The following is a 20187-nucleotide window of genomic DNA, read 5'->3' as shown; positions in this document are numbered from 1 at the left end:
TAGAAATATTTAATCCTTTTTAGATTAAATAAGCTTTTTTTAAGGATAATTTAAAAACTCACAAAACCGAAACGTTTATATAGTAAAACATACACAGTATATCTGTCAATAAACTTACAAAAAGTTAATAAAAGATTGACGCAAATAACAATTATTACATCACAGCCATAAAAAAGGAGATGATATCATGGCAAAAAATGAAATTACTCTAAAAGTTGCAGAAGCAATTTCCCAAAAAGATGTTGGTCAAGGAGTCGCAAGACTTGATCCAAACGTAATGGATGACTTGAACATCAAAGAAAGGGACTTAATAGAAATCGTAGGAGAAAAAAGAACTGCAGCTATCGCTCTTCCTTCCCAAACCGATATTGGACTTGGAGTTATCAGAATTGACGGATTAGTACGTAAAAACTCAGGAGCAACTATCGGTGGAGAAGTCACAGTTAAAAAAACTAAAGCAACAGAAGCTAAAAAAGTTGTTTTAGCTCCAATTGAAAATAACATCCGTGTACAAGGAGATGTACGTGGTTTATTTGCAGGCAAAGTAATGGTGCAAGGAGATATCATTGGATCACAAATTAGAGCCCCAAAACCAAGTATGAACATGAGTTTCGGCAGCCTGTTTGATGAATTAATGGACTTCACACCTACAATGAAAGAAATCAAATTCGCAGTAATATCAACCAACCCAAAAGACATTGTAATCGTTGGTCCAAATACTGAAGTACAACTCCATGAAAGCCCGGTTGATGTAAGCAAAATCGAAGGAGTAGGAAATCTTGTAGATGTAAGCTACGAAGATATCGGCGGTCTTAAAGATGAAGTTAAAAAAGTAAGGGAAATGATTGAAATTCCTCTTAAAAGACCGGAACTCTTTGAAAAATTAGGTATTGCACCTCCAAAAGGAGTATTGATGCACGGCCCACCAGGTACCGGAAAAACATTACTTGCAAAAGCAGTAGCTAGCGAAAGTGATGCTCACTTCATTGCAATAAACGGACCTGAAATCATGAGCAAATATGTGGGCGGATCTGAAGAAAACCTAAGAGAATATTTCGAAGAAGCAGAAGAAAATTCTCCTTCAATCATATTTATCGATGAACTCGATGCAATTGCACCAAAAAGAGAAGAAACCAATGGAGAAGTTGAAAGAAGAACCGTTGCTCAACTTCTAACATTGATGGATGGTCTTAAATCCCGTGGCCAAGTAGTAGTGATTGGTGCAACTAACAGACCAGATTCTCTCGACCCAGCACTCAGGAGACCTGGAAGATTCGACCGTGAAATAGAAATCGGAGTACCTGATTCTGAAGAAAGAAAAGAGGTACTTGAAATCCACACAAGAAACATGCCTCTTGCAGAAGACGTAGATTTGGACAAAATTGCAAATACAACTCATGGATTTGTAGGAGCAGATCTCGAATCATTATGTAAAGAAGCTGCAATGAGAGTTGTTAGAAGAATCTTGCCGGAAATCCAAAACGATGAAGAGATTCCTGAAGAAGTAATGAAAAAAATAGTGGTTACTGGTGACGATTTCAAATCAGCACAAAAAGAAATTCAACCTTCCGCTTTAAGAGAAGTTCTCGTGCAAATCCCAGATATCAAATGGGATGATGTAGGTGGCCTTGACGATGTCAAACAGGAACTTAAAGAAGCTGTTGAATGGCCATTAAAACACCCTGATACCTTCCAACGCTTAGGAATAAGGCCTCCAAAAGGAACCTTGCTTTATGGAATTCCAGGAACCGGAAAAACATTATTAGCAAAAGCAGTAGCTAGCGAAAGTGAAGCAAACTTCATCTCAGTAAAAGGACCTGAACTTCTATCAAAATGGGTCGGGGAATCTGAAAAAGGCGTCAGAGAAGTATTTAGAAAAGCGAAACAAGCAGCACCAACAGTGATCTTTTTCGACGAAATTGATGCAATAGCCAGTGCACGTAGCGGAAATGACGCTGACAGCGGTGTAACTAAAAGAGTTGTAAACCAACTATTAACCGAAATGGACGGTTTAGAAGAACTTGAAGACGTAGCAATCATTGCTGCCACCAACAGACCAGACATTTTAGATGCTGGACTTATGAGACCTGGAAGATTTGACAGACACATCCAAGTTAAAGAACCTGATGAAGAAGCAAGAATTTCAATCTTTAAAGTCCACACTAAAAATATGCCGTTAGCAAAAGATGTTGACCTCAAAAAATTGGCAAAACACACCGATGGATATGTTGGTGCTGACATTGAAGCAGTTTGCAGAGAAGCAGCAATGTTGACTTTAAGAGAAAACCTCGAAGCTAATGAAATTCCATATAAATACTTTAAAGAAGCAATCGATAAAGTGAAACCTGGAAATAACCAGGAAGAACAGTTAGTTCAATACATGTAGGAAGAAAGTCCACAATTTCTTCCTTCTCTCTGTTATCTCTTTAAAAGAATTCTGACCATATTTAGGGAAAGATACAGAAATCTTTCCCAACCTCCATCTTATATAATTTCTCCACAAATGGGAAGATATGGAATCTTCCCACAACCTCTATAAAATTTAATGTTACTTTCTTGGAAGAATATCACTCGGATTGACTATCCTATTATTAAAATACTGTTTTTTATACTCTATAAATGGGAATCTTACCCCTTCAACACCATATTTGGGGTTAAAACCAAATATATTAATATATTCAACCAGATCATCACGTTCATTCCTTAAGGCTATTGTCACATTGCGCAGTGCTTTTGTATCGCCAATAGCCCTGTGAAAATTAACTGGTTCAACACCGTAATATTCTACAGCATCTATTAGCTTATGAGGATACTTCTTTCTGTCTTTAAGTACAGTCAATGTATCCAGCCAATAAACATTTTTTACAATGTCAAAAGCGTCATCGGGAAAATGTCTTTGCAGCAGACTGAAGACAAATGACAAATCGAATTGACAGTTATGAGCAATCATCAATGTTCCTGGAGTTAATCTGTCTGCAATATCCTCTGCAACCCTTTTTTCATCCAATCCCTCATTTTTCAACATGTCGTTTGTAATGCTGGTGATTTGGGTGATTCTTGGATGAATTGCCTTTCCGATATTTACAAACTCATCATAACATTCAGTTATAACGCCGTCTTCAACCGTAAGCATGGCAAGTTCAATGATTTCACAGTCCCTACAGTTCAATCCGGAAGTTTCAGTATCAAAAAATATCACTTTCATATTAACACTTTAAATCAATTTATATGGCATATCATCTTTATTTCTTGGATAATCATTAGTGGTTAGGGGTTTTCCTATCTTTTTAAGTCTATTATCCAATAATTCGCGCCCATCTTCACTTGCACAGAATATTGGAACCTTCAAACCATAATAATATGGCTGATATTTATCAGCATAATCCGAAATAGCTTTTGATGCACATGCTGTTACGATATCTGCATTGTCAAAAAGCATTTTAACTTCATCGGGACTTGCACCTGTCGTATGGGCAACGAAAATATAGACATTTACATCATCATCAACAGGATAATTTCTAATTTCCTCAATCATCGGTGAAGGAAGTATTGTTATTGCAATATTCTTAAATCCTTTATCTAAAGCCAATTTCAGACCTTCCAACTGATTCAATTCTGCAGTTTCAGGATTCAACACTACACTGCCCTTATCTTCAAGATTTTTAATGACTTCAGGTATTGGTGTTGTGCTTATAAGACCTGATACTCTTGCCCCTACGCCCTGTACAACACGGGGATTTGTCATGATTACTGTTCCGGATCCTTCACATGCCCCTACAACACAATCGATATTGCCGTTTTCCATGTTAGTTTTAAGGATTTCAGATATTCCTACAGTCACCACATCATCCATTTCAATTATCCTTTGAGGTGTGCACATTCCGAAGTCCTTTATTCTGAAATTAATGTTTTTTCGTATGAATTCCTCATTTAATTCCTCCACCCCATGCATCGCATGAAACATTGGGCAGTATTTAACATCTGAAGAACCCACTTCTGTTATTTCTCCGTTTTCGATAACTACATGAACTTTTCCGAGTGCTTCAATTACATGTTTATCCTTAGCCATATAACCACCAGTGATATTAGTTTTTGTCAAAATGATAAAAAAAGATATTGGTAAAAAAAATTGGTCTTCTGTCCAAATGGCCCATTTTCTTGAAAAAGAAAGTAATTTTTTACTTTTAAACAGTATTTTTAAACAAAGAATAACTTCTATATATTAAGAAAAACAATAATATTAATGATTAGTCAATTGTGAGGGATGAATTTGACTCAAAAAAGCGAAGCTCGAAAAGGCAATATCACTCCCGAAATGGAGTTTGTTGCCGAATATGAAAATATAGACGTGAATAAAATAGCTAAATTAATCGATAAAGGATTAGTTGTAATTCCTAAAAATATAAACGGACATTCAAAACCTTGCGGTATTGGCGAAGGATTGAAAACCAAAATTAATGCAAATATAGGATCATCATCTAAAATTGATGATATTGAACTTGAAATAAATAAGGCGAAACTAGCACAGGAATATGGTGCCGATGCTTTAATGGACTTGTCAACTGGTTCTGACTTGAAATTATTTAGAAAAAAAATCATGGATGCGGTAGAAATTTGCATTGGAACCGTGCCAATCTATGAAGCCGGAGTTGTCACTTTAGGCAAGAATAAGGAAATAATCGACATGGACCCTGACGATATTTTCAAGGCCATTGAAAATCAGGCAAAAGAAGGAGTGGACTTTATGACACTCCATTGCGGAATTACCAAAGATCTGGTTCAAAAACTAAAAGATGCAAACAGAATGATGGGCATTGTAAGCCGTGGAGGAACATTCATGGCTTCTTGGATTAACCATAACGATATGGAAAACCCATTATACGAAAATTACGATTATCTACTTGAATTATCCTATGAATACGACATCACATTATCATTAGGTGATGGCTTAAGGCCCGGTTGTTTAGCGGACGCAAGCGACATCCCTCAAATTCAAGAGCTTGTAAACCTTGGAGGCCTTGTTAAAAGAGCCCAAGATGCCAATGTGCAGGTTATGGTGGAAGGCCCCGGCCATATGCCATTAAATCAAATCAAGGCAAATATGGAAATTCAAAAAACAGTTTGTCACGGAGCCCCCTTTTATGTTTTAGGACCTCTTGTAACTGACATTGCACCCGGCTATGACCACATTACCGGAGCAATAGGTGGAGCAATAGCTGCAACTGCAGGCGCTAATTTCCTGTGTTATGTCACCCCTGCCGAACACCTGTCCCTTCCTAGCTTGGAAGATGTTAAGGAAGGAGTCATCGCATCAAAAATTGCAGCGGAAGCTGCTGATGTGGCAAAAGGCTTAGACTCAGCATGGACTCGTGAAAAAGCCATGGCAAAAGCCCGCAGAGAATTCGATTGGGAAAAACAATTTGAATTGGCATTAGACAAATCCAAACCAAGAACCTACAGGGACAAATGTGAACTTGACGATAATGAAATGTGTGCAATGTGTGGAGAATATTGTGCAGTAAAAATAGCTAAAGGCGATTTTTAATGAAATACCAAGAATTAGTAGATGTCTACTCAGCTTTAGAGGCAACTACAAAAAGACTAGAGAAAACTGAAATAATAGCGGAATACCTGAAAAAATTGGATTCAGATACCATTGAAAAAGTAGGACTTCTAATTTTAGGTGCCGTATTTCCAGCTTGGAGTTCAGAAGAAATTGGAATTGGCGGAAAATTAGTGGAAAGAGCAGTTGCAGAAGCTGTTGGAACTACACCCTCCACAGTTGAAGATGCAGTTCGTGATGAAGGAGATATTGGGCTAGCATGCGTCAAATTATATGCTAAAAAATCCCAAATGACCTTTTTCTCACAGCCTTTAACAATCGACTTTGTCTTCAATAGCTTGCGCAAATTATCCACAATCAGCGGTTCAAGATCCACCAATCGTAAAATAGCAATCTTATTAGAGTTATTAAGTCAGGCAAGTGCAACAGAAGCCAAATACTTAACCCGTACCATTACTGAAGAATTAAGAATCGGTGTAGGGGACGGAGTGGTCCGGGATGCAATAGCACAGGCATTTGACATTGATAAGGCCATTGTTGAAAGAGCACAAATGCTTACAAACGATTTTTCAGTGGTTGCAAGAACCGCAAAAGAAGAAGGTAGTGCAGGTTTAGAAAAACTTAATCTAACCCCCGGAACACCTGTCAAGCCAATGCTGGCGCAGCTTGCACCCCCATTGAATGAGATTATTCCTGAAATGGGTATGGCAATCTGTGATACAAAATATGACGGCATCAGGCTGCAGGTTCATAGAAGCGGTGATGAAATCAACATATTTACCCGCAGGCTCGAAAACATCACACATGCCCTTCCAGAAATCGTTGAGCTATTTGATGAGCATTTACCTCATGAGGACTATATTGTGGAAGGTGAAGTGATAGCTACAAGAAACGGCAAGCCCCTGCCTTTCCAAAACATATTGCATCGTGTCAGAAGAAAATACAATGTTGAAGAAGCAATGGAAAATGTCCCATTAAAATTATACTTATTTGACGTGCTTTACTATAAAGTTCCAATGATTGACGAACCTTTAAAAACAAGAAGGGAAGTGTTGGAAGAAATTGTTGACGTTTCTGTCGATGAAATGAATCTAAGCAACATGATTATTGGAACAGAAGACAACATCCCCGAAATCCAAGAGTTGTTCGAAACATCAATACAGGAAGGTCATGAAGGAATAATGATAAAGGATTCCACCGCACCATATATTCCTGGACTTAGAGGCAAAAAAATGCTTAAATTCAAAGCGGAACCTGAAACCTTAGATATGGTTGTCATTGGAGGAACCTACGGTAAAGGTAAAAGAGGAGACTTTGTCGGGTCATACCTAGTGGCTTTAAGGGATGAAAATGATGATTTTAAAAGTGTGGCTTATGCCGCAACAGGTCTTGATGATGCCACTTTAGAATATCTGACCGGGAAAATGAAAGAAATTGAAATCTCAACAAAGGGAAAGGAAATTATTGTCGAGCCAAAAATAGTCCTGGAAATCGCATTTTCAGAAATCGTCGAATCTCCTGAATATGAAACCGGATACTCCTTGAGATTCCCTGTTGTTAAAAATATAAGAAAAGATAAAGGTCCGATGGATGCGGACACTGTTGAGAGGTTAATTTCCATGTACAATACTGGAAATTAAATCTCAGGCAATTTTTTAACATTGGTGATTACTATTCTTGTAATAGGATAAACAATAATCTCATATATTGTCTTGAACAATGCTTGAACTACAATCATCATCACCAATGCCTCCAAAGGCATTGTTCCAACAAATCCGATTATGATAAATATAATTGCATCCAAACCTTCGCCGAATAATGTTGATACGATGCATCTGAAAAATAGCTTGTCATCATCCCATTTTTTAAGATAAACCATTGTCTTTGCATTGACGATGGATCCGACCAGGTATGCTGCGAAGCTGGCAATCAATAATCTAAATGTTGACCCTAAAACAATGCTGAAAGCCTGTGAATTTTCAAAAAATGCCGGTGCCGGAAGCCAAATTGTAACATTATAACAGATGACAGCAATCAGATTCATGAAAAACCCAAGCAATATTACGCGACGGGCATTATCATAACCATAAACTTCAGCAAGCACATCATTAACAATGTAAATAATAGGAAATATCATTACGCCACAAGGCAATATGAATGAAAAGAAATCGAATGTCTTTCCTGCAATGATATTTGAAATAATCAGACATGCAGTGAAAACACCCGCCAACATTGCATATAATTCCGTTTTAGTCAAATTTTCAAACATGATTATACTATATTTTTAATTATAAATAAATTTTACAAGTTTAAATCCTATAAGCTATTTCTACTTTGAATATCAATTAAAAATATGGAAATTACAGATGATAAACTATTGAAAATAGCTTTAATAACCTCTCTTATTGGAATAATCGGACTAATCCTATTTACTCCAACGATTGAAGTTAAAAAAGTGGATATCTCAGATATCACAAGGTCCATGATTGACGAAAAGATATGTATTAATGGAGTTATAACCGACATTTCACAGTCAAGCTCAAAAAGCAATTATTTTTTAACCATCAACGATGGTGAAAGCCAAATAACCCTAATCATATTCGAAAAGCAGGTAGCTGAAATTCAATCAAAAAACTTGGATATTGAGGACTTTAAAGACCGTAAAGTTGAGGTTACAGGAACGGTCACGGAATACAAATCCAATTTAGAATTGATTTTATCCAGTGGAGACAGTTTAAGAATTATTGTCTAAGCATATATTTTTATTTAAAAAAATTCAAAAATAATAATGATAAACAAATTAGGGATTTTAAATATGTCTGATAAAAAAAGATTATTTGGAACATTTGGAGTTAGAAGAACAGCTAATGATGTTTTAACTCCTGAATTCGCATCTAGACTTGCGGCTTGTTATGGTTCACAGATTCAAGGAACAGTTGCTGTAGGAGGAGACACCAGAACCTCAACACCTATGCTAAAAGAAGCTGTAAAAGCAGGACTTTTATCTTCTGGTTGTGATGTTGTGGATTTAGGAATACTTCCAACACCAGGTGTTCAATTTGCGGTTCGTAAATATTACAACGGGGGAGTTATGATTACCGCTTCACATAATCCTCCAATGTATAACGGAATTAAATTTTTAGATGAGGATGGAATCGGAATTGCAGAAGATATGGAACTTGCAATTGAAAGATTATACTTCGATGAAGAACCTATCAGAGTCGAATATTCTAAAATCGGAGAAATATACAATAACGACAAAATAATCGAGGAATACGTTGATGAAGCAATATCTAAAGTGGATGCTGAAGCAATCAGAAACGCTAAATTAAAGGTTGTTCTAGACTGTGGATGTGGAGCAGGCTGTTATACCGCACCTTATCTAATTCAAAAGTTAGGCTGTGAATTAACAACACTGCATTGCCAAGCTGATGGATTTTTCCCGGGACGTGACCCTGAACCGATTGAAGAAAACTTAAGCGATTTAATAACTGTAGTAAAGGAATTGAATGCGGACATCGGTATTGCTCATGACGGAGATGCTGATAGAACCATCTGCATCGATGAGAATGGAAATTTCGTTTTGGGAGATAAGACATTTACCCTTGTTGAAAAGCAGATGCTTAAAGAGAATAACGGAGGCACTATCGTCACTACTGTTGCAACATCCCAAGCTATATATGATGTTGCAGAGGAATACAACGGGAATGTAATAGCTACTGCAGTTGGAGACCTGCTTGTAGCACGTAAACTTAAAGATGAAGATGGATTATTCGGTGGAGAAGAAAACGGAGGCTTGATTTTCCCGGACTTCGTTTATGGAAGAGATGCCGTGATGACCGTTGCCAAAATATTGGAAATCATTGCTAAAGAGAAAAAGACACTATCTGAACTGGTTTGTGAACTTCCGGTTTATTATGCCAAAAAGATGAAAATCGAATGTCCTGATGATCAAAAAGAGTTTGTTATGTCAAGCATTGCAGAAGAGATTCAAAAAACAACTGATTTCGAATTAGATCTTACTGACGGTGTTAAAATTCTAAAAGAAGATGGTTGGGTAATCATAAGACCATCTGGAACTGAACCGATATTCAGATGCTTTGCCGAGTCAGATTCCCAGCAGAAGGCTGATGAAATGACAGAATGGGGAATCAGTTTAATTAAAAAATATAAAAAATAAATGAATCAAAAACCATCACCGATTCATTGCCATTAAATTGAAAATAGAATGGATTAAAATTACTTTTGCAACTATGCTTTTGATTTAATCACAGTTATCTTTAAAATATTAATAGCTGCAACACCAATCATTAAAATAAAAATTGCAAACATATATGGAATGATAAAAATAGTTAAAAATATTCCAAACATTCTTCTTTTAAGAAAAATGCATCCTCATTATCAGGATTTCTAAGCAATACCATATTGAAACTATCAACAGCTTCTTCAAATTGACCTAATTCCATTAAAACAACACCTTTATTCAATAAAAAGTCAATATTATATTTTTCCAAAGATATTGCCTTATTAAAACATTCCAAAGCCTCATCAAGCTTTCCCAAATCAATATATGCATTGCCCATCCTATTGATTGCTGAAGCATCCATTTCAGAATCATCCAAACATACTTCAACTGCCTTATCGAAAGATTCGATAGCTTCCTCAAGCATTCCCATGTCAGTTAACAGATTGCCGCGGGAGTTCCACACTTCAGGATTTTCGCCGTCGATAACAATGAGCTTATCATAAACTTTTAAAGCATCATCATATCTGCCAAGCATTTCTAAAATAAAACCTCTCCAATACAACACTATCGGACTGCTTGGCCTGTAATTATATGCAATATTGCTGATTTTTAATGCCTCATTAATATTTCCGGAATTTAGAAGAGCAATAGCCTTGTTATTTAAGATATAAATGTTATCCGGCTCTATTTCCAAAGCCTTATCATAACATTCAATGGCTTCAATGAATTTTCCGAGCCTGGAGAGATTATCTCCCTGCTTGTTAAGCAGATAGACATCATGAGGGTCAAGCCTCAAAGCGGCGTCATAACACATTGTGGATTTATCGAACTTACCGCTGTCAAAAAGGATGTCTGCACGTTTAGTAATCATTGCCTTTTCATCAATCTTGTCGCCTTTCCAATCATCTATGTTGATTTTTTCAAAATATATAATCTGAAACTTTTCATTAGGATCAATTCTTCCGCCGTACATCTTTTTGAATTCTCTAAGCATGTCATCGGAATCTTTAAAACCCTCTTCACGGGCCAATTCGTCATTACCTAAAATTTCCTCAAATGAAATGTCTTCAATAGCTGTGACAAAAGCTTCAAAAATCTTCATTTTTTCTTTGGAAACCAAATTCCAATAGCAATAAAGTCTGTCTCCAACTTTAAGCGGTGTCTTCCATGCTTTACGTATAGTTCTGGTTTTCTTACCAGTGATAACATCAATATCATTGCTTGAAAATGATAAAATTGGCATTTATGACACTCCCTTAAATTATCTGTTCTCCGAATTCACCTGATTTGACCTTAACAATCCCGTCGAAATATGGTTTGATCTCTTCAGCTAACTTAACCAGATCATGAGGATTGGGAACCTCAACTTTTTCCAAAGCCGGATCCAAGACGTTCTTATTTCTAAATTGTTGAATAGTATATATATCAGCATTAATTTCATCGACTAAATTAATAATATCCTTTTTTGTATGCAATGTCGGAACAAAGGTTGTCCTAGCTTCCAAATGAACTCCTGCCTGATTAATCAATTCCATTGATTTTTTAACTTCAAAGCCCACATTGGCTCCGGTGATTTTCCTGTATTTTGAAAATGTGGTTTTAACATCCAAAGAAATGAAATCAAGCAAATCCAAATCCAATATCCTTTTCAGGTTATCCGGATAGATTCCGCTTGTATCAAGTTTTGTCTTCAATCCTATTTGACGCACATATTTTAAAATATCAATAACGGCATCCACCTGAACCAATGGCTCTCCGCCAGAAATTACAACCGCGTCTAAAAAATCAGCTGAGGAATCGATTTCATGTTTAACTTTTTCAAATGACCATTCTGTATTGTCATCCAAAAGTTCAACATTGTGGCAATATCTGCATGCCAATGGGCATTTTGACATGAAAATAACTAAAGACATATTTCCATGGAATTCAACAGAAGATATTACAGTTCCTCCAATATACATTAGCTTAAAACCTCTTTTAAAATATCAATGAATTTTTTGTCATCTTCAAGGGTGCAGATGCTAATCCTAATCCAATACTCATCCAAACCTTTAAATGAAGTACAATCCCTCACTATAATTCCTTTTTTCATGAGTTCCAAAGCCAATTCACTAGCTGTAAACCCAGTGTCCTTTACACGAATCAATATAAAGTTAGATTTAGACGGGAACGGATCTAATCCATCGATTTTTGACACTTCATCATATAGATACTGTCTTGATTCTATTCCTTTCCTGATTGATTCTTCAATGTAATCCTTATCCCTAAAAGTGTTGAGTGCAGCTGCAAAAGACAATCTTGTAAGAGAAAATACCGGTTTGATCCTGTGCATATACTCAATGATTTCCGCACATGCCAAGCCATAACCAATCCTCATTCCTGCAAGACCCAATACTTTAGACATTGTACGAATGATGAAAATATTATCAAATTCATTAATCAAATCCTTATTGGTAACTTCAGAATATTCAAAGTAAGCTTCATCAATAACAATTAGAACATCCTTGTTTTTGGAAGCGATTTCCTTTAATGTTTCTTTATCGATTAATGTGCCTGTAGGGTTGTTTGGACTGCACAGGAAAATCATTTTGGTCTTGTCACTAATGGCCTGATTGATTGAATCTACATCCAGCCCATTTTTTTCCAAATCCCATTTTGCATAGACAGGAATTGCACCGTATTGCTTTAATAAATATTCATAGTACATATAAGACGGTAAAGGAACAATGAACTCATCACCATTATCAATGAATGTCTTTGCTAAAACATCAATGATTTCATCAGCTCCATCCCCACCGATAATTACCTGCGAATCGTCAACTCCAGAATATTTGGCAATTTCTGAAACCAGCTCATGTAATTGTGATTCAGGATATCTGTTTATTGAATTAATCTCCTTTTTAATAGCTTCCAATGCTTTAGGAGAAGGACCCCATGGATTTTCATTGGATCCTAATTTAATAATATCCTCTTTTTTTAGATTGAAATCCTTTGCAATCTCATCTTGAGACCTTCCCGGAACATAGGAATCCATTTCATCTACAATTTTCCTTGCTTTCATGATTTAATCTTCCTTATACTGTTTAGAAAGTTTAACGTAATTATCTGCATTGTTCTGAATAAGTTCAACTTGTTCAGGAGTTAACTCTTTAATAGCTTTGGCCGGAACGCCTAAAATTAAACTTCCTTCGGGGAATTCTTTTCCTTCACTTACGACGGCCCCCGCACCTACAATTGAATTTTTAGAGATGTGTGCGCCGTTAAGAACTGTTGCATTCATCCCAATTAAAACATTGTCATCCAATTTGCATCCATGGACAACAGCACCATGACCAACAGAAACGTTTTTGCCTATTTCAACTGGAAATCCTTTAGTACAGTGTACGACACAATTATCCTGGACATTTGAATTGTCACCAATAGTTATTGAGTCTGTGTCCCCTCTAATTACGGCACCATGCCATACAGAGACATTTTCACCTAATTCAACATCACCTAATACCTGTGCGCCTGGGCATATTACAATAGAGTCTTTTTTATTTTCCATAATATCGCCGATTTATTTCTTTTTTGCATTTTTATCTTGTATAATATGATTCTGTTTTACCAATACTCTTGTATCGGAGGGTACATCATCATACAACAAAACCCCTGAACCTATAGTGGAATTGAATCCTACTTTTACACCCGGTGAAAAACTAGAATTGATTCCTGTTTTGACTGAATCGCCAATAATTGATCCGAGTTTGCGTCTTCCACTATCAATCATTTGATTTTTGATTTTGGTCTTTACAGACCTGTTATCGAAACGTAAGTTTGCAATGTTGGTTCCTGCAGCTATGTTACAATTGGAACCGATTACTGAGTCTCCGACATAACTCAAATGGCTTACATTTGTATTTTCCATAATAATGGAATTTTTAATTTCCACAGCATTTCCTACATGAACATTGTCTCCGAAGTAAGAATTGCCACGAATATAGGAGTTTGGTCCGATATCGCAATCTTTTCCTATGTAAACATTACCTTCAATGTATACTCCAGCCCTGATAATGCTGCCTTCATCTAAAAATATTTCACCATGAATGTGAGCTCCTTCTTCAATTTTTCCCTTAATTTCTGTTTTAAGCTCACTGATTAAAGCTTCATTAACTTCAATTAATTCCCATGGCCTTCCCACATCAATCCAATCTTTACTTGTTTTATGGCCAATTACTTTTTTGCCTTCCTTGATTTGCATACTTACTGAGTCGGTGATTTCATATTCGCCTCTTTCAGAGAGTTCTGTTCTTTTAATCTTTTCAAAAATATCCTTATTGAAAACATATATTCCCGCATTGACAAGATTGCTTGGAGCTTCCTCTTTTTTAGGCTTTTCGACAATGCTTTTTATGTTTCCGTCTTCAATTTCGACTACTCCGAAAGCGGACGGGTCGTCAACTTCAGTTAAAAGCATCAATGTATCCGGACACATATAATTGTATTTTTTGATGATTTCATTGATGATTTCATTGTCCAAAATAATATCACCATTCAATACAATCAAACTATCTTCAATAAAATCTTCCCCATAGGAAATTGCATTGGCTGTTCCTAAGAAATCTTTCTGTGTTTTATAAGTTATTCTAACACCAAAATCGCTACCGTCACCGAAGTAATCTCTAACCATCTCTTCTTTATAACGAACGATTAATAAAATATCCTTAATTCCATTATCTCTCAAGGATTCAATATTATATTGCATAATTGGTTTTCCAGCAACCGGCAACATGGTCTTAGGCTTTGTAAGTGTTAATGGCCTCATCCTAGACCCTTCACCGGCGCTTAAAATAATCGCTTTCACTTTAATTATCCCCTTGAAAATTTCTAATATTATTATATGTTTAACTCTCTTATTATTAATTAACTTTCCTAAAATTAAATGACTAATTATAAATAATAGTTGAAATATACTAGAACCATATTAGCTATGCTGATAAACAATAAAAAAAGGAGATTATTAAAATGACTGTATATGTTTGTTTACACTGTGAATACAGATTCGACACAGAAAAAGGTGACCCTTCATACAACATCCCTGCTGGAGCAACTCCTGCAGATATGCCAGATGACTGGGTATGCCCAGAATGTGCTGCTCTTGGAAAAGACGCATTCATTGTAGAAGAAGAATAGATTTCTTCTTCTCAAAATTTTTATTCTTCTTTTTTTTTACTTTTAGAAATTGATTAAAAACTTATTTTCAATTTAACCATCGTATAACCCTTGCCAAAATATCAACTTTATGGAATGTCATTTATTCTACATTTTAAGATGCAAGTTATCGCTTACATTCGAAAAACTATATAAATAAGATTGTAAAAATTAAATAATAGGCAAAATACATCAATATTCAAAAAAGAAAAACATTAAGGCGATTAAAATGTTAGGTTTAGGCAAAAAAAATTTAGACAACGAAGACGTAAAAAATCCTCCAAGCGATGATTCATATCCAATAATCAGCACATTATATTCAAAAAACAATAAAATAACCGTGAACACATTATCACTTACAATACTTGATTTAATCAACAAAAACCAAATCAAATGTGAAATTGACTTGAATGAATCGTATAATGTCGGCAAAAAGTTAACCCAAGACGATATGGAAGTCATGAAGAAGATAACCCTCAGGATAGCCAATAAAGGTGAATTGAAAACTTCCGAAACAATAGCCATCAATCTGCTTAAGACCATAAATAAGAATAAGAAATTCAACTTGAAGAACATGGCAAAGCAAAGCAACAATACTGCAAACGCAAACAAATTTGAAAAAGACTTTGTTGAATATGTTAAAGCCTTAAAAAATGAAAATGGCTACGACGATGGAAATTACAGGAATCTTTTGGAAAACGGCAAACTAACAAAAGAGGGAAAAGAAGCTAAAAAATCATGGAACAACTTCAAGGATTACCTGAAATCCGAAGAATTGACCGGAAAATATCCACCCGAATCAGCTGAAGAAAATTCCTCACAGATAATCTACGGATCATGCTTTGACATTGAAAAAGATGCGCTGAAACTGAGGGAAAATAATACAAATCTGACTGATTTTATCGATAAGGACGGATACAAATTATTGAATATAATATTCAACAATGCATTATCAAATGTCAGTAAAAAATCAAAAGGCACAGGAATATTTTACGGAGTAAACGATAAATACACCATACCTGGCGGAGGATAAACTCCTCCAATTGCCAATTGAAAAGAAAACCATCATCTCTAAAACAAAAATTATTTGGTGCAGACCAGTATTATACCAATTTTTAAATGACCATCTAAAACATTGCCCCAAGCTTATTAATTATTAAGATAATAAATTAAAATTGTTTTTAAAGGGGATTTGAATCATGACATCAAGTAAAGAATATCTGGATTACATATTAGATCAGTTGTCAGACCTAGACGACATATCTTATAGGGCAATGATGGGAGAATACATTATTTACTATCATGGCAAGATTGTCGGAGGCATCTACGATGACCGCTTCCTTGTCAAACCCGTAAAATCAGCAATAGAGATGATGCCCGATGCAAATAGGGAATTGCCCTATGAAGGTGCAAAAGAAATGCTGCTTGTCGATGACATAGAAAATAGGGAGTTTCTAAAAGAACTGATTGAAGCAATGTATGAAGAGCTTCCCGCTGCAAAGAAAAGGCGCAAATGACTTGAAATTACTGGAAACAAAAACTTCAAAAAAAAGAGAATTGGATAGTCTATTCCAATTTATTCAAAACCTATTCAAGACTTTATTTTCCAAAAAACATCGGAAATTAACTTTGGAAAACTCGATTTTATCGCACGTATTTTAGTCAAAAAACCCATTTATACCTTAAAACATTATATCAATGTTTAAAACAAGCTATATTTAAAAAAAAGTAATTTTGAAGATGAAAATCATCTTCATAAGTTTTCATTGATTATTTTTACACATGTCTCTTTAATCTCTTCTGCCCTTTCAGCGTCACGAGATTCTAAAGTTATTCTAATGTAATCTTCAGTTCCTGAAGGCCTTACCAAAACCCAGCTGTCATCTTCGAATGTTAATCTGACTCCATCAAGAGGATTGACTTCTACAATATCATCGAATGCATCAGTCAATAGCTCTTCCATGTTTTCCATCACTTTAACTTTAGCTTCTTTGGAGCAGGTTATTTTTTCACGGATATTCGGATAAGACGGAATCTGTTCCAATAGTTCAGATAGCTTGCCGTCCCTTGAAACGATTTCTGCCATTCTCAATCCTGAAAGAATTCCGTCAGGACACATGCAGAAGTCCGGGTGCAGCCAAGTTCCTGAAGGTTCTCCACCAAAGGCCGCATTTTCCTCGATAATCACTTCAGCAACATTCACATCACCTACAGGTGTTCTTAATACTCTTCCTTTTACGGATTCGTCCATACACAAACCTGCATCTACGGTTGTTACGATGTCTCCGTCGAACTCTTTTGAAATCAATGCTAAAAGTGAATCGAACGGTGATACATTACCTTTTTCATCAACGGTAATCATTCTGTCAGCATCTCCGTCATGGGCTACTCCCAAATCAGCGCCGATAGCTACAACTGTTTTCATTAGGGTCTGTAAGTTTTCTTCATTCGGTTCAGGGTTTCTTCCTGGGAAAAATCCGTCAGGCTGTGAATTTAAGGTTGTTACTTCGCATCCTGCTTTTCTGAATACTAAAGGTGATATTTCGCTTCCTGCACCGGATGCACAGTCAATGACCACTTTCAAGCCTTCTTTAATATCGACCATATTTACCAAATCATCGACATACTGGCCTTTGATTTCTTCGTTGACATTTAATTTTCCGACCTTATCCCATGACACTGAAATATAAGATTTATTTGCATAGATTTCTTCGATTTCGGCTTCTTGAACTGCGGTATATGCCATCCCATTTTTATTCCATAACTTAATTCCGTTGTACTGTGAAGGATTATGGGAAGCTGTTAGCATGATTCCCGCATCAGCACCTAATTTTTCGGTAGCATATCCGACTAAAGGGGTTGGAACCATACCTATTTTAATCACATTAACTCCGCTTTCAAGCAATCCTGCGCAAATAGCCTGGTCGAGCATTTCATTTGTTGTTCTTGTATCGTGACCTAAAACCACTGTACCATTGTTTCCCAAATAATAGGCTAATGATTTACCTACGTTCAATGCAAGTTCACAGGTCACTTCAGAACCTATCAATCCTCTTATTCCGGATGTTCCAAATAGTTTTTTCGCTGCCATATTCTCACCTATGCACCGAATTTATGAGCATAATTCATTAAGTCCATCATTATATTCATCACATCTGATCCTCTGATTCTGTTGAGTCCTCCTTTTGCACATGCCCTTTCGGAGAATTCACAAACATCATCAACCCTTACTTCAGGACCTCTGATTAATACAGGTACTGGGTCTCCAGAGTGGTTCATTACAGAAATTGGAGTTGAATGGTCAGCTGTTAAGTAGATATAAACATCCTCAAGTTTTATCAGTTCGCTCATGACTACTTCGTCAACTTTCTCTATGAATTCCTTTTTCTCTATGGTTTGGCCGTCGTGACCTGCTTCGTCAGCCCCGTCAATGTTTATCAGGAAAAAGTCATGGTCTGAATTTTTTACTTGGTCTATGATGGTATCTCTGATGTTATACAAGTTTGTGTCAATTCCGCCGGTCACATCTTCCATTTCAATAATGTCCATTCCTGCAAATCTTCCGATTCCCATGATAAGTCCGGTTTCTGCAATGCATGCTGAATTTATTTCATATTTGTCGTTTAACTGTTCGACAACCGGCACTTCTCCTGCACCACGAGGAATGACAACGTTCGCTGGCGGTTTGCCTTCTTCAATTCTTTTTAAGTTAACTGGGTGATCTTTAACCATTTCATAAGTTTTTTTGACTAATTTGTTCAAGATGTCTGCGGTTCTTGCCGCTTCAGGTGTGTCGTCTAAAGCCCTTACTTCTTTAGGCTTATTGCCTTCCACTTTAGGGTCTGCATCGCTTACTTTATCGGAGAGTCCTTCTCCCCTTAAAACTAAAACTGCCCTGTGGCCTGTGGATTCTTTGAAAATAATTTTAATGTCAGGATAGTCCTCTAAAACCATCTTATTCAATTCTTCAACTATCTCTTTAGTGCCTTCTTTGATTCTTCCGGCACGCCTGTCAGTTACAATAAAATCCTCATCTGCTGTTGAAAAGTTGCATCTGAATGCAATATCTCCCGGAAGCACTTCCAATCCGACACCATTTGCCTCAAACGGACCCCTTCCAGTATATACTTCATAAGGATTGTAGCCTAAAATAGATAAATGTGCGGTGTCACTTCCAGGGATGATTCCCGGAGCTATTGAATCCATAATACCTGTAATTCCTTCTTCAGCCATTTTATCCATATTTGGAGTATTAGCTGCTTCCAAAGGAGTTTTATTACCAAATTCTTTAATTGGACGGTCACCCATACCATCCATAATTAAAATAATTCCTTTCATAAATATCACCTAATAGATTATACTAATATAATTTTTATTTTTAGTAGTTATATAATTTATTTAAAAACTAGATTAAAATTCTAAATTGAACTTTAGAAAAAAAAGTTACATTAATAAGATTCCAACGAGAGCGCCAACAACTGTTGCAATCAAATTCACATGTTCGTTGGTCAACAAGTTCCTATTTTCAAAAAGAGCACCTAAAATACTGTCCATAAAGCAGCCCACAGTACCTGAAATTATAGAAACCAGGATTGCAGTCAAAGGATTTGGAATAATGCCTAAAAAGTAAGCGGCAATCCCGATAATTGCTGCACCGACCATACCTGCTGCAGTTCCCAATGTTGATACCGCCCCATTAGTTCCAGGATCCACCTTCTGCAATGTAGTAATCAAACGTGGCTGATATAAAACACCGATTTCAGAAGCTAGCGTATCTGCTGTTGCAGTTGCAATTGCACCTATAAACCCTCCTACAAGAGGGGAATAGAATCCTCCAAAAGCGGCCATAAAACAAGCGACAACACCGTTTGATATAACATTTTTAGAAGTCCTTCTGCCTTCAAACTCCCCTAAAGACATTTTATATTTTTTTGAATATTTTGTGGCGAACAATGACATTACAAGAAACAGGACAATTAACAGCAACCAGTTTGCCCCAGCCGAAAATATGATTACAATGCCCATTATAACCATTACGGCGGCACCAACCAAATCCAAAGATTTTCTTTTATAGGTTATTGCTGCTAAAATAAATAAGAGGATAACATAAATCCAATTAACCATCATTGATTCAACCATACTACCACAACATCCACTATTAATTATATGTTTAAAAGAATATAAAAGT

Annotated in this window: 19 protein-coding genes; 8 read left to right on the top strand and 11 right to left on the bottom strand. The window is 36.2% G+C overall.

Annotated elements, in window-relative coordinates:
• Positions 1–187 precede the first annotated feature (187 nt).
• On the top strand, positions 188–2386 hold the full coding sequence (locus TL18_RS01410; RefSeq protein WP_067040289.1) for a CDC48 family AAA ATPase: 2199 nt from the start codon (positions 188–190) through the stop codon (positions 2384–2386).
• A gap of 162 nt (positions 2387–2548) precedes the next feature.
• On the opposite strand, the gene TL18_RS01405 is transcribed toward TL18_RS01410, so the two are convergent.
• Both TL18_RS01405 and TL18_RS01400 read right to left on the bottom strand, forming a co-directional pair.
• Positions 2549–3205: a 3'-5' exonuclease gene (locus TL18_RS01405; protein ID WP_067040285.1), complete on the bottom strand. Its 657-nt coding sequence runs from the start codon at positions 3203–3205 to the stop codon at positions 2549–2551.
• Between the two features lie 9 nt (positions 3206–3214).
• Positions 3215–4069: a methanogenesis marker 8 protein gene (locus tag TL18_RS01400; protein WP_067040282.1), complete on the bottom strand. Its 855-nt coding sequence runs from the start codon at positions 4067–4069 to the stop codon at positions 3215–3217.
• Positions 4070–4270: 201 nt separating this feature from the next.
• On the opposite strand from TL18_RS01400, the gene thiC reads away from it, so the two are divergent.
• Positions 4271–5545: a phosphomethylpyrimidine synthase gene (gene thiC / locus TL18_RS01395; protein WP_067045314.1), complete on the top strand. Its 1275-nt coding sequence runs from the start codon at positions 4271–4273 to the stop codon at positions 5543–5545.
• A complete protein-coding gene (locus TL18_RS01390; protein ID WP_067040279.1) occupies positions 5545–7203 on the top strand; it encodes an ATP-dependent DNA ligase in 1659 nt (552 codons plus the stop codon). The genes thiC and TL18_RS01390 overlap by 1 nt, the downstream gene beginning before the upstream one ends.
• Here TL18_RS01390 and TL18_RS01385 read toward each other — a convergent pair.
• Positions 7200–7832, bottom strand: coding sequence for a queuosine precursor transporter (locus tag TL18_RS01385; protein ID WP_067040276.1), 633 nt, complete (start codon positions 7830–7832; stop codon positions 7200–7202). The genes TL18_RS01390 and TL18_RS01385 overlap by 4 nt on opposite strands.
• An 84-nt stretch (positions 7833–7916) precedes the next feature.
• On the opposite strand from TL18_RS01385, the gene TL18_RS01380 reads away from it, so the two are divergent.
• The gene (locus TL18_RS01380) at positions 7917–8315 is read left to right on the top strand and encodes an exodeoxyribonuclease VII large subunit (protein ID WP_067040272.1); all 399 of its coding nucleotides are present in this window, start codon (positions 7917–7919) and stop codon (positions 8313–8315) included.
• Positions 8316–8351: 36 nt separating this feature from the next.
• Positions 8352–9743, top strand: a complete 1392-nt coding sequence (glmM, locus tag TL18_RS01375; protein ID WP_067040269.1) for a phosphoglucosamine mutase — start codon at positions 8352–8354, stop codon at positions 9741–9743.
• Between the two features lie 172 nt (positions 9744–9915).
• Here the strand turns inward: glmM (TL18_RS01375) and TL18_RS01370 are convergent, their stop codons facing one another.
• The 5 genes from TL18_RS01370 to glmU are packed head-to-tail and all read right to left on the bottom strand — an operon-like array spanning position 9916 to position 14658.
• Positions 9916–11052, bottom strand: coding sequence for a tetratricopeptide repeat protein (locus TL18_RS01370; RefSeq protein WP_067040266.1), 1137 nt, complete (start codon positions 11050–11052; stop codon positions 9916–9918).
• 13 nt (positions 11053–11065) lie between these two features.
• A complete protein-coding gene (locus TL18_RS01365) occupies positions 11066–11770 on the bottom strand; it encodes an anaerobic ribonucleoside-triphosphate reductase activating protein (protein ID WP_067040263.1) in 705 nt (234 codons plus the stop codon).
• Positions 11770–12870 (bottom strand): histidinol-phosphate transaminase, encoded by a 1101-nt coding sequence (gene hisC / locus TL18_RS01360; protein WP_067040260.1) that lies wholly within the window; start codon positions 12868–12870, stop codon positions 11770–11772. The genes TL18_RS01365 and hisC overlap by 1 nt, the downstream gene beginning before the upstream one ends.
• Positions 12871–12873: 3 nt before the next feature.
• Entirely contained in the window at positions 12874–13356 is a 483-nt protein-coding gene (locus TL18_RS01355) for a gamma carbonic anhydrase family protein (RefSeq protein ID WP_067040257.1), read from the bottom strand.
• A gap of 12 nt (positions 13357–13368) precedes the next feature.
• On the bottom strand, positions 13369–14658 hold the full coding sequence (gene glmU, locus TL18_RS01350; RefSeq protein ID WP_082706312.1) for a bifunctional sugar-1-phosphate nucleotidylyltransferase/acetyltransferase: 1290 nt from the start codon (positions 14656–14658) through the stop codon (positions 13369–13371).
• A gap of 155 nt (positions 14659–14813) precedes the next feature.
• Here glmU and TL18_RS01345 point away from each other — a divergent pair, with 155 nt between their 5' ends.
• The 3 genes from TL18_RS01345 (at position 14814) to TL18_RS01335 (ending at position 16516) form a co-directional block, all read left to right on the top strand.
• A complete protein-coding gene (locus TL18_RS01345) occupies positions 14814–14981 on the top strand; it encodes a rubredoxin (RefSeq protein WP_067040251.1) in 168 nt (55 codons plus the stop codon).
• A 247-nt stretch (positions 14982–15228) separates the two neighbouring features.
• Positions 15229–16032: a DUF2207 family protein gene (locus TL18_RS01340; RefSeq protein WP_067040249.1), complete on the top strand. Its 804-nt coding sequence runs from the start codon at positions 15229–15231 to the stop codon at positions 16030–16032.
• Positions 16033–16198: 166 nt separating this feature from the next.
• Positions 16199–16516, top strand: coding sequence for a TfoX/Sxy family protein (locus TL18_RS01335; RefSeq protein ID WP_067040246.1), 318 nt, complete (start codon positions 16199–16201; stop codon positions 16514–16516).
• Between the two features lie 236 nt (positions 16517–16752).
• On the opposite strand, the gene glmM (TL18_RS01330) is transcribed toward TL18_RS01335, so the two are convergent.
• The 3 genes from glmM (TL18_RS01330) to TL18_RS01320 form a co-directional block, all read right to left on the bottom strand.
• Positions 16753–18090 (bottom strand): phosphoglucosamine mutase, encoded by a 1338-nt coding sequence (gene glmM / locus TL18_RS01330; RefSeq protein WP_067040243.1) that lies wholly within the window; start codon positions 18088–18090, stop codon positions 16753–16755.
• Positions 18091–18098: 8 nt separating this feature from the next.
• Positions 18099–19337: a 2,3-bisphosphoglycerate-independent phosphoglycerate mutase gene (locus TL18_RS01325; protein WP_067040240.1), complete on the bottom strand. Its 1239-nt coding sequence runs from the start codon at positions 19335–19337 to the stop codon at positions 18099–18101.
• A gap of 105 nt (positions 19338–19442) precedes the next feature.
• Positions 19443–20138 (bottom strand): TIGR00297 family protein, encoded by a 696-nt coding sequence (locus tag TL18_RS01320; RefSeq protein WP_082706311.1) that lies wholly within the window; start codon positions 20136–20138, stop codon positions 19443–19445.
• Between the last annotated feature and the right edge of the window lie 49 nt (positions 20139–20187).

It is taken from the genome of Methanobrevibacter sp. YE315 (assembly GCF_001548675.1).
GTDB lineage: Archaea > Methanobacteriota > Methanobacteria > Methanobacteriales > Methanobacteriaceae > Methanocatella.
The sequence above is the reverse complement of the archived record's forward strand: the minus strand, read 5'-3'. Positions and strand labels throughout refer to the sequence as shown.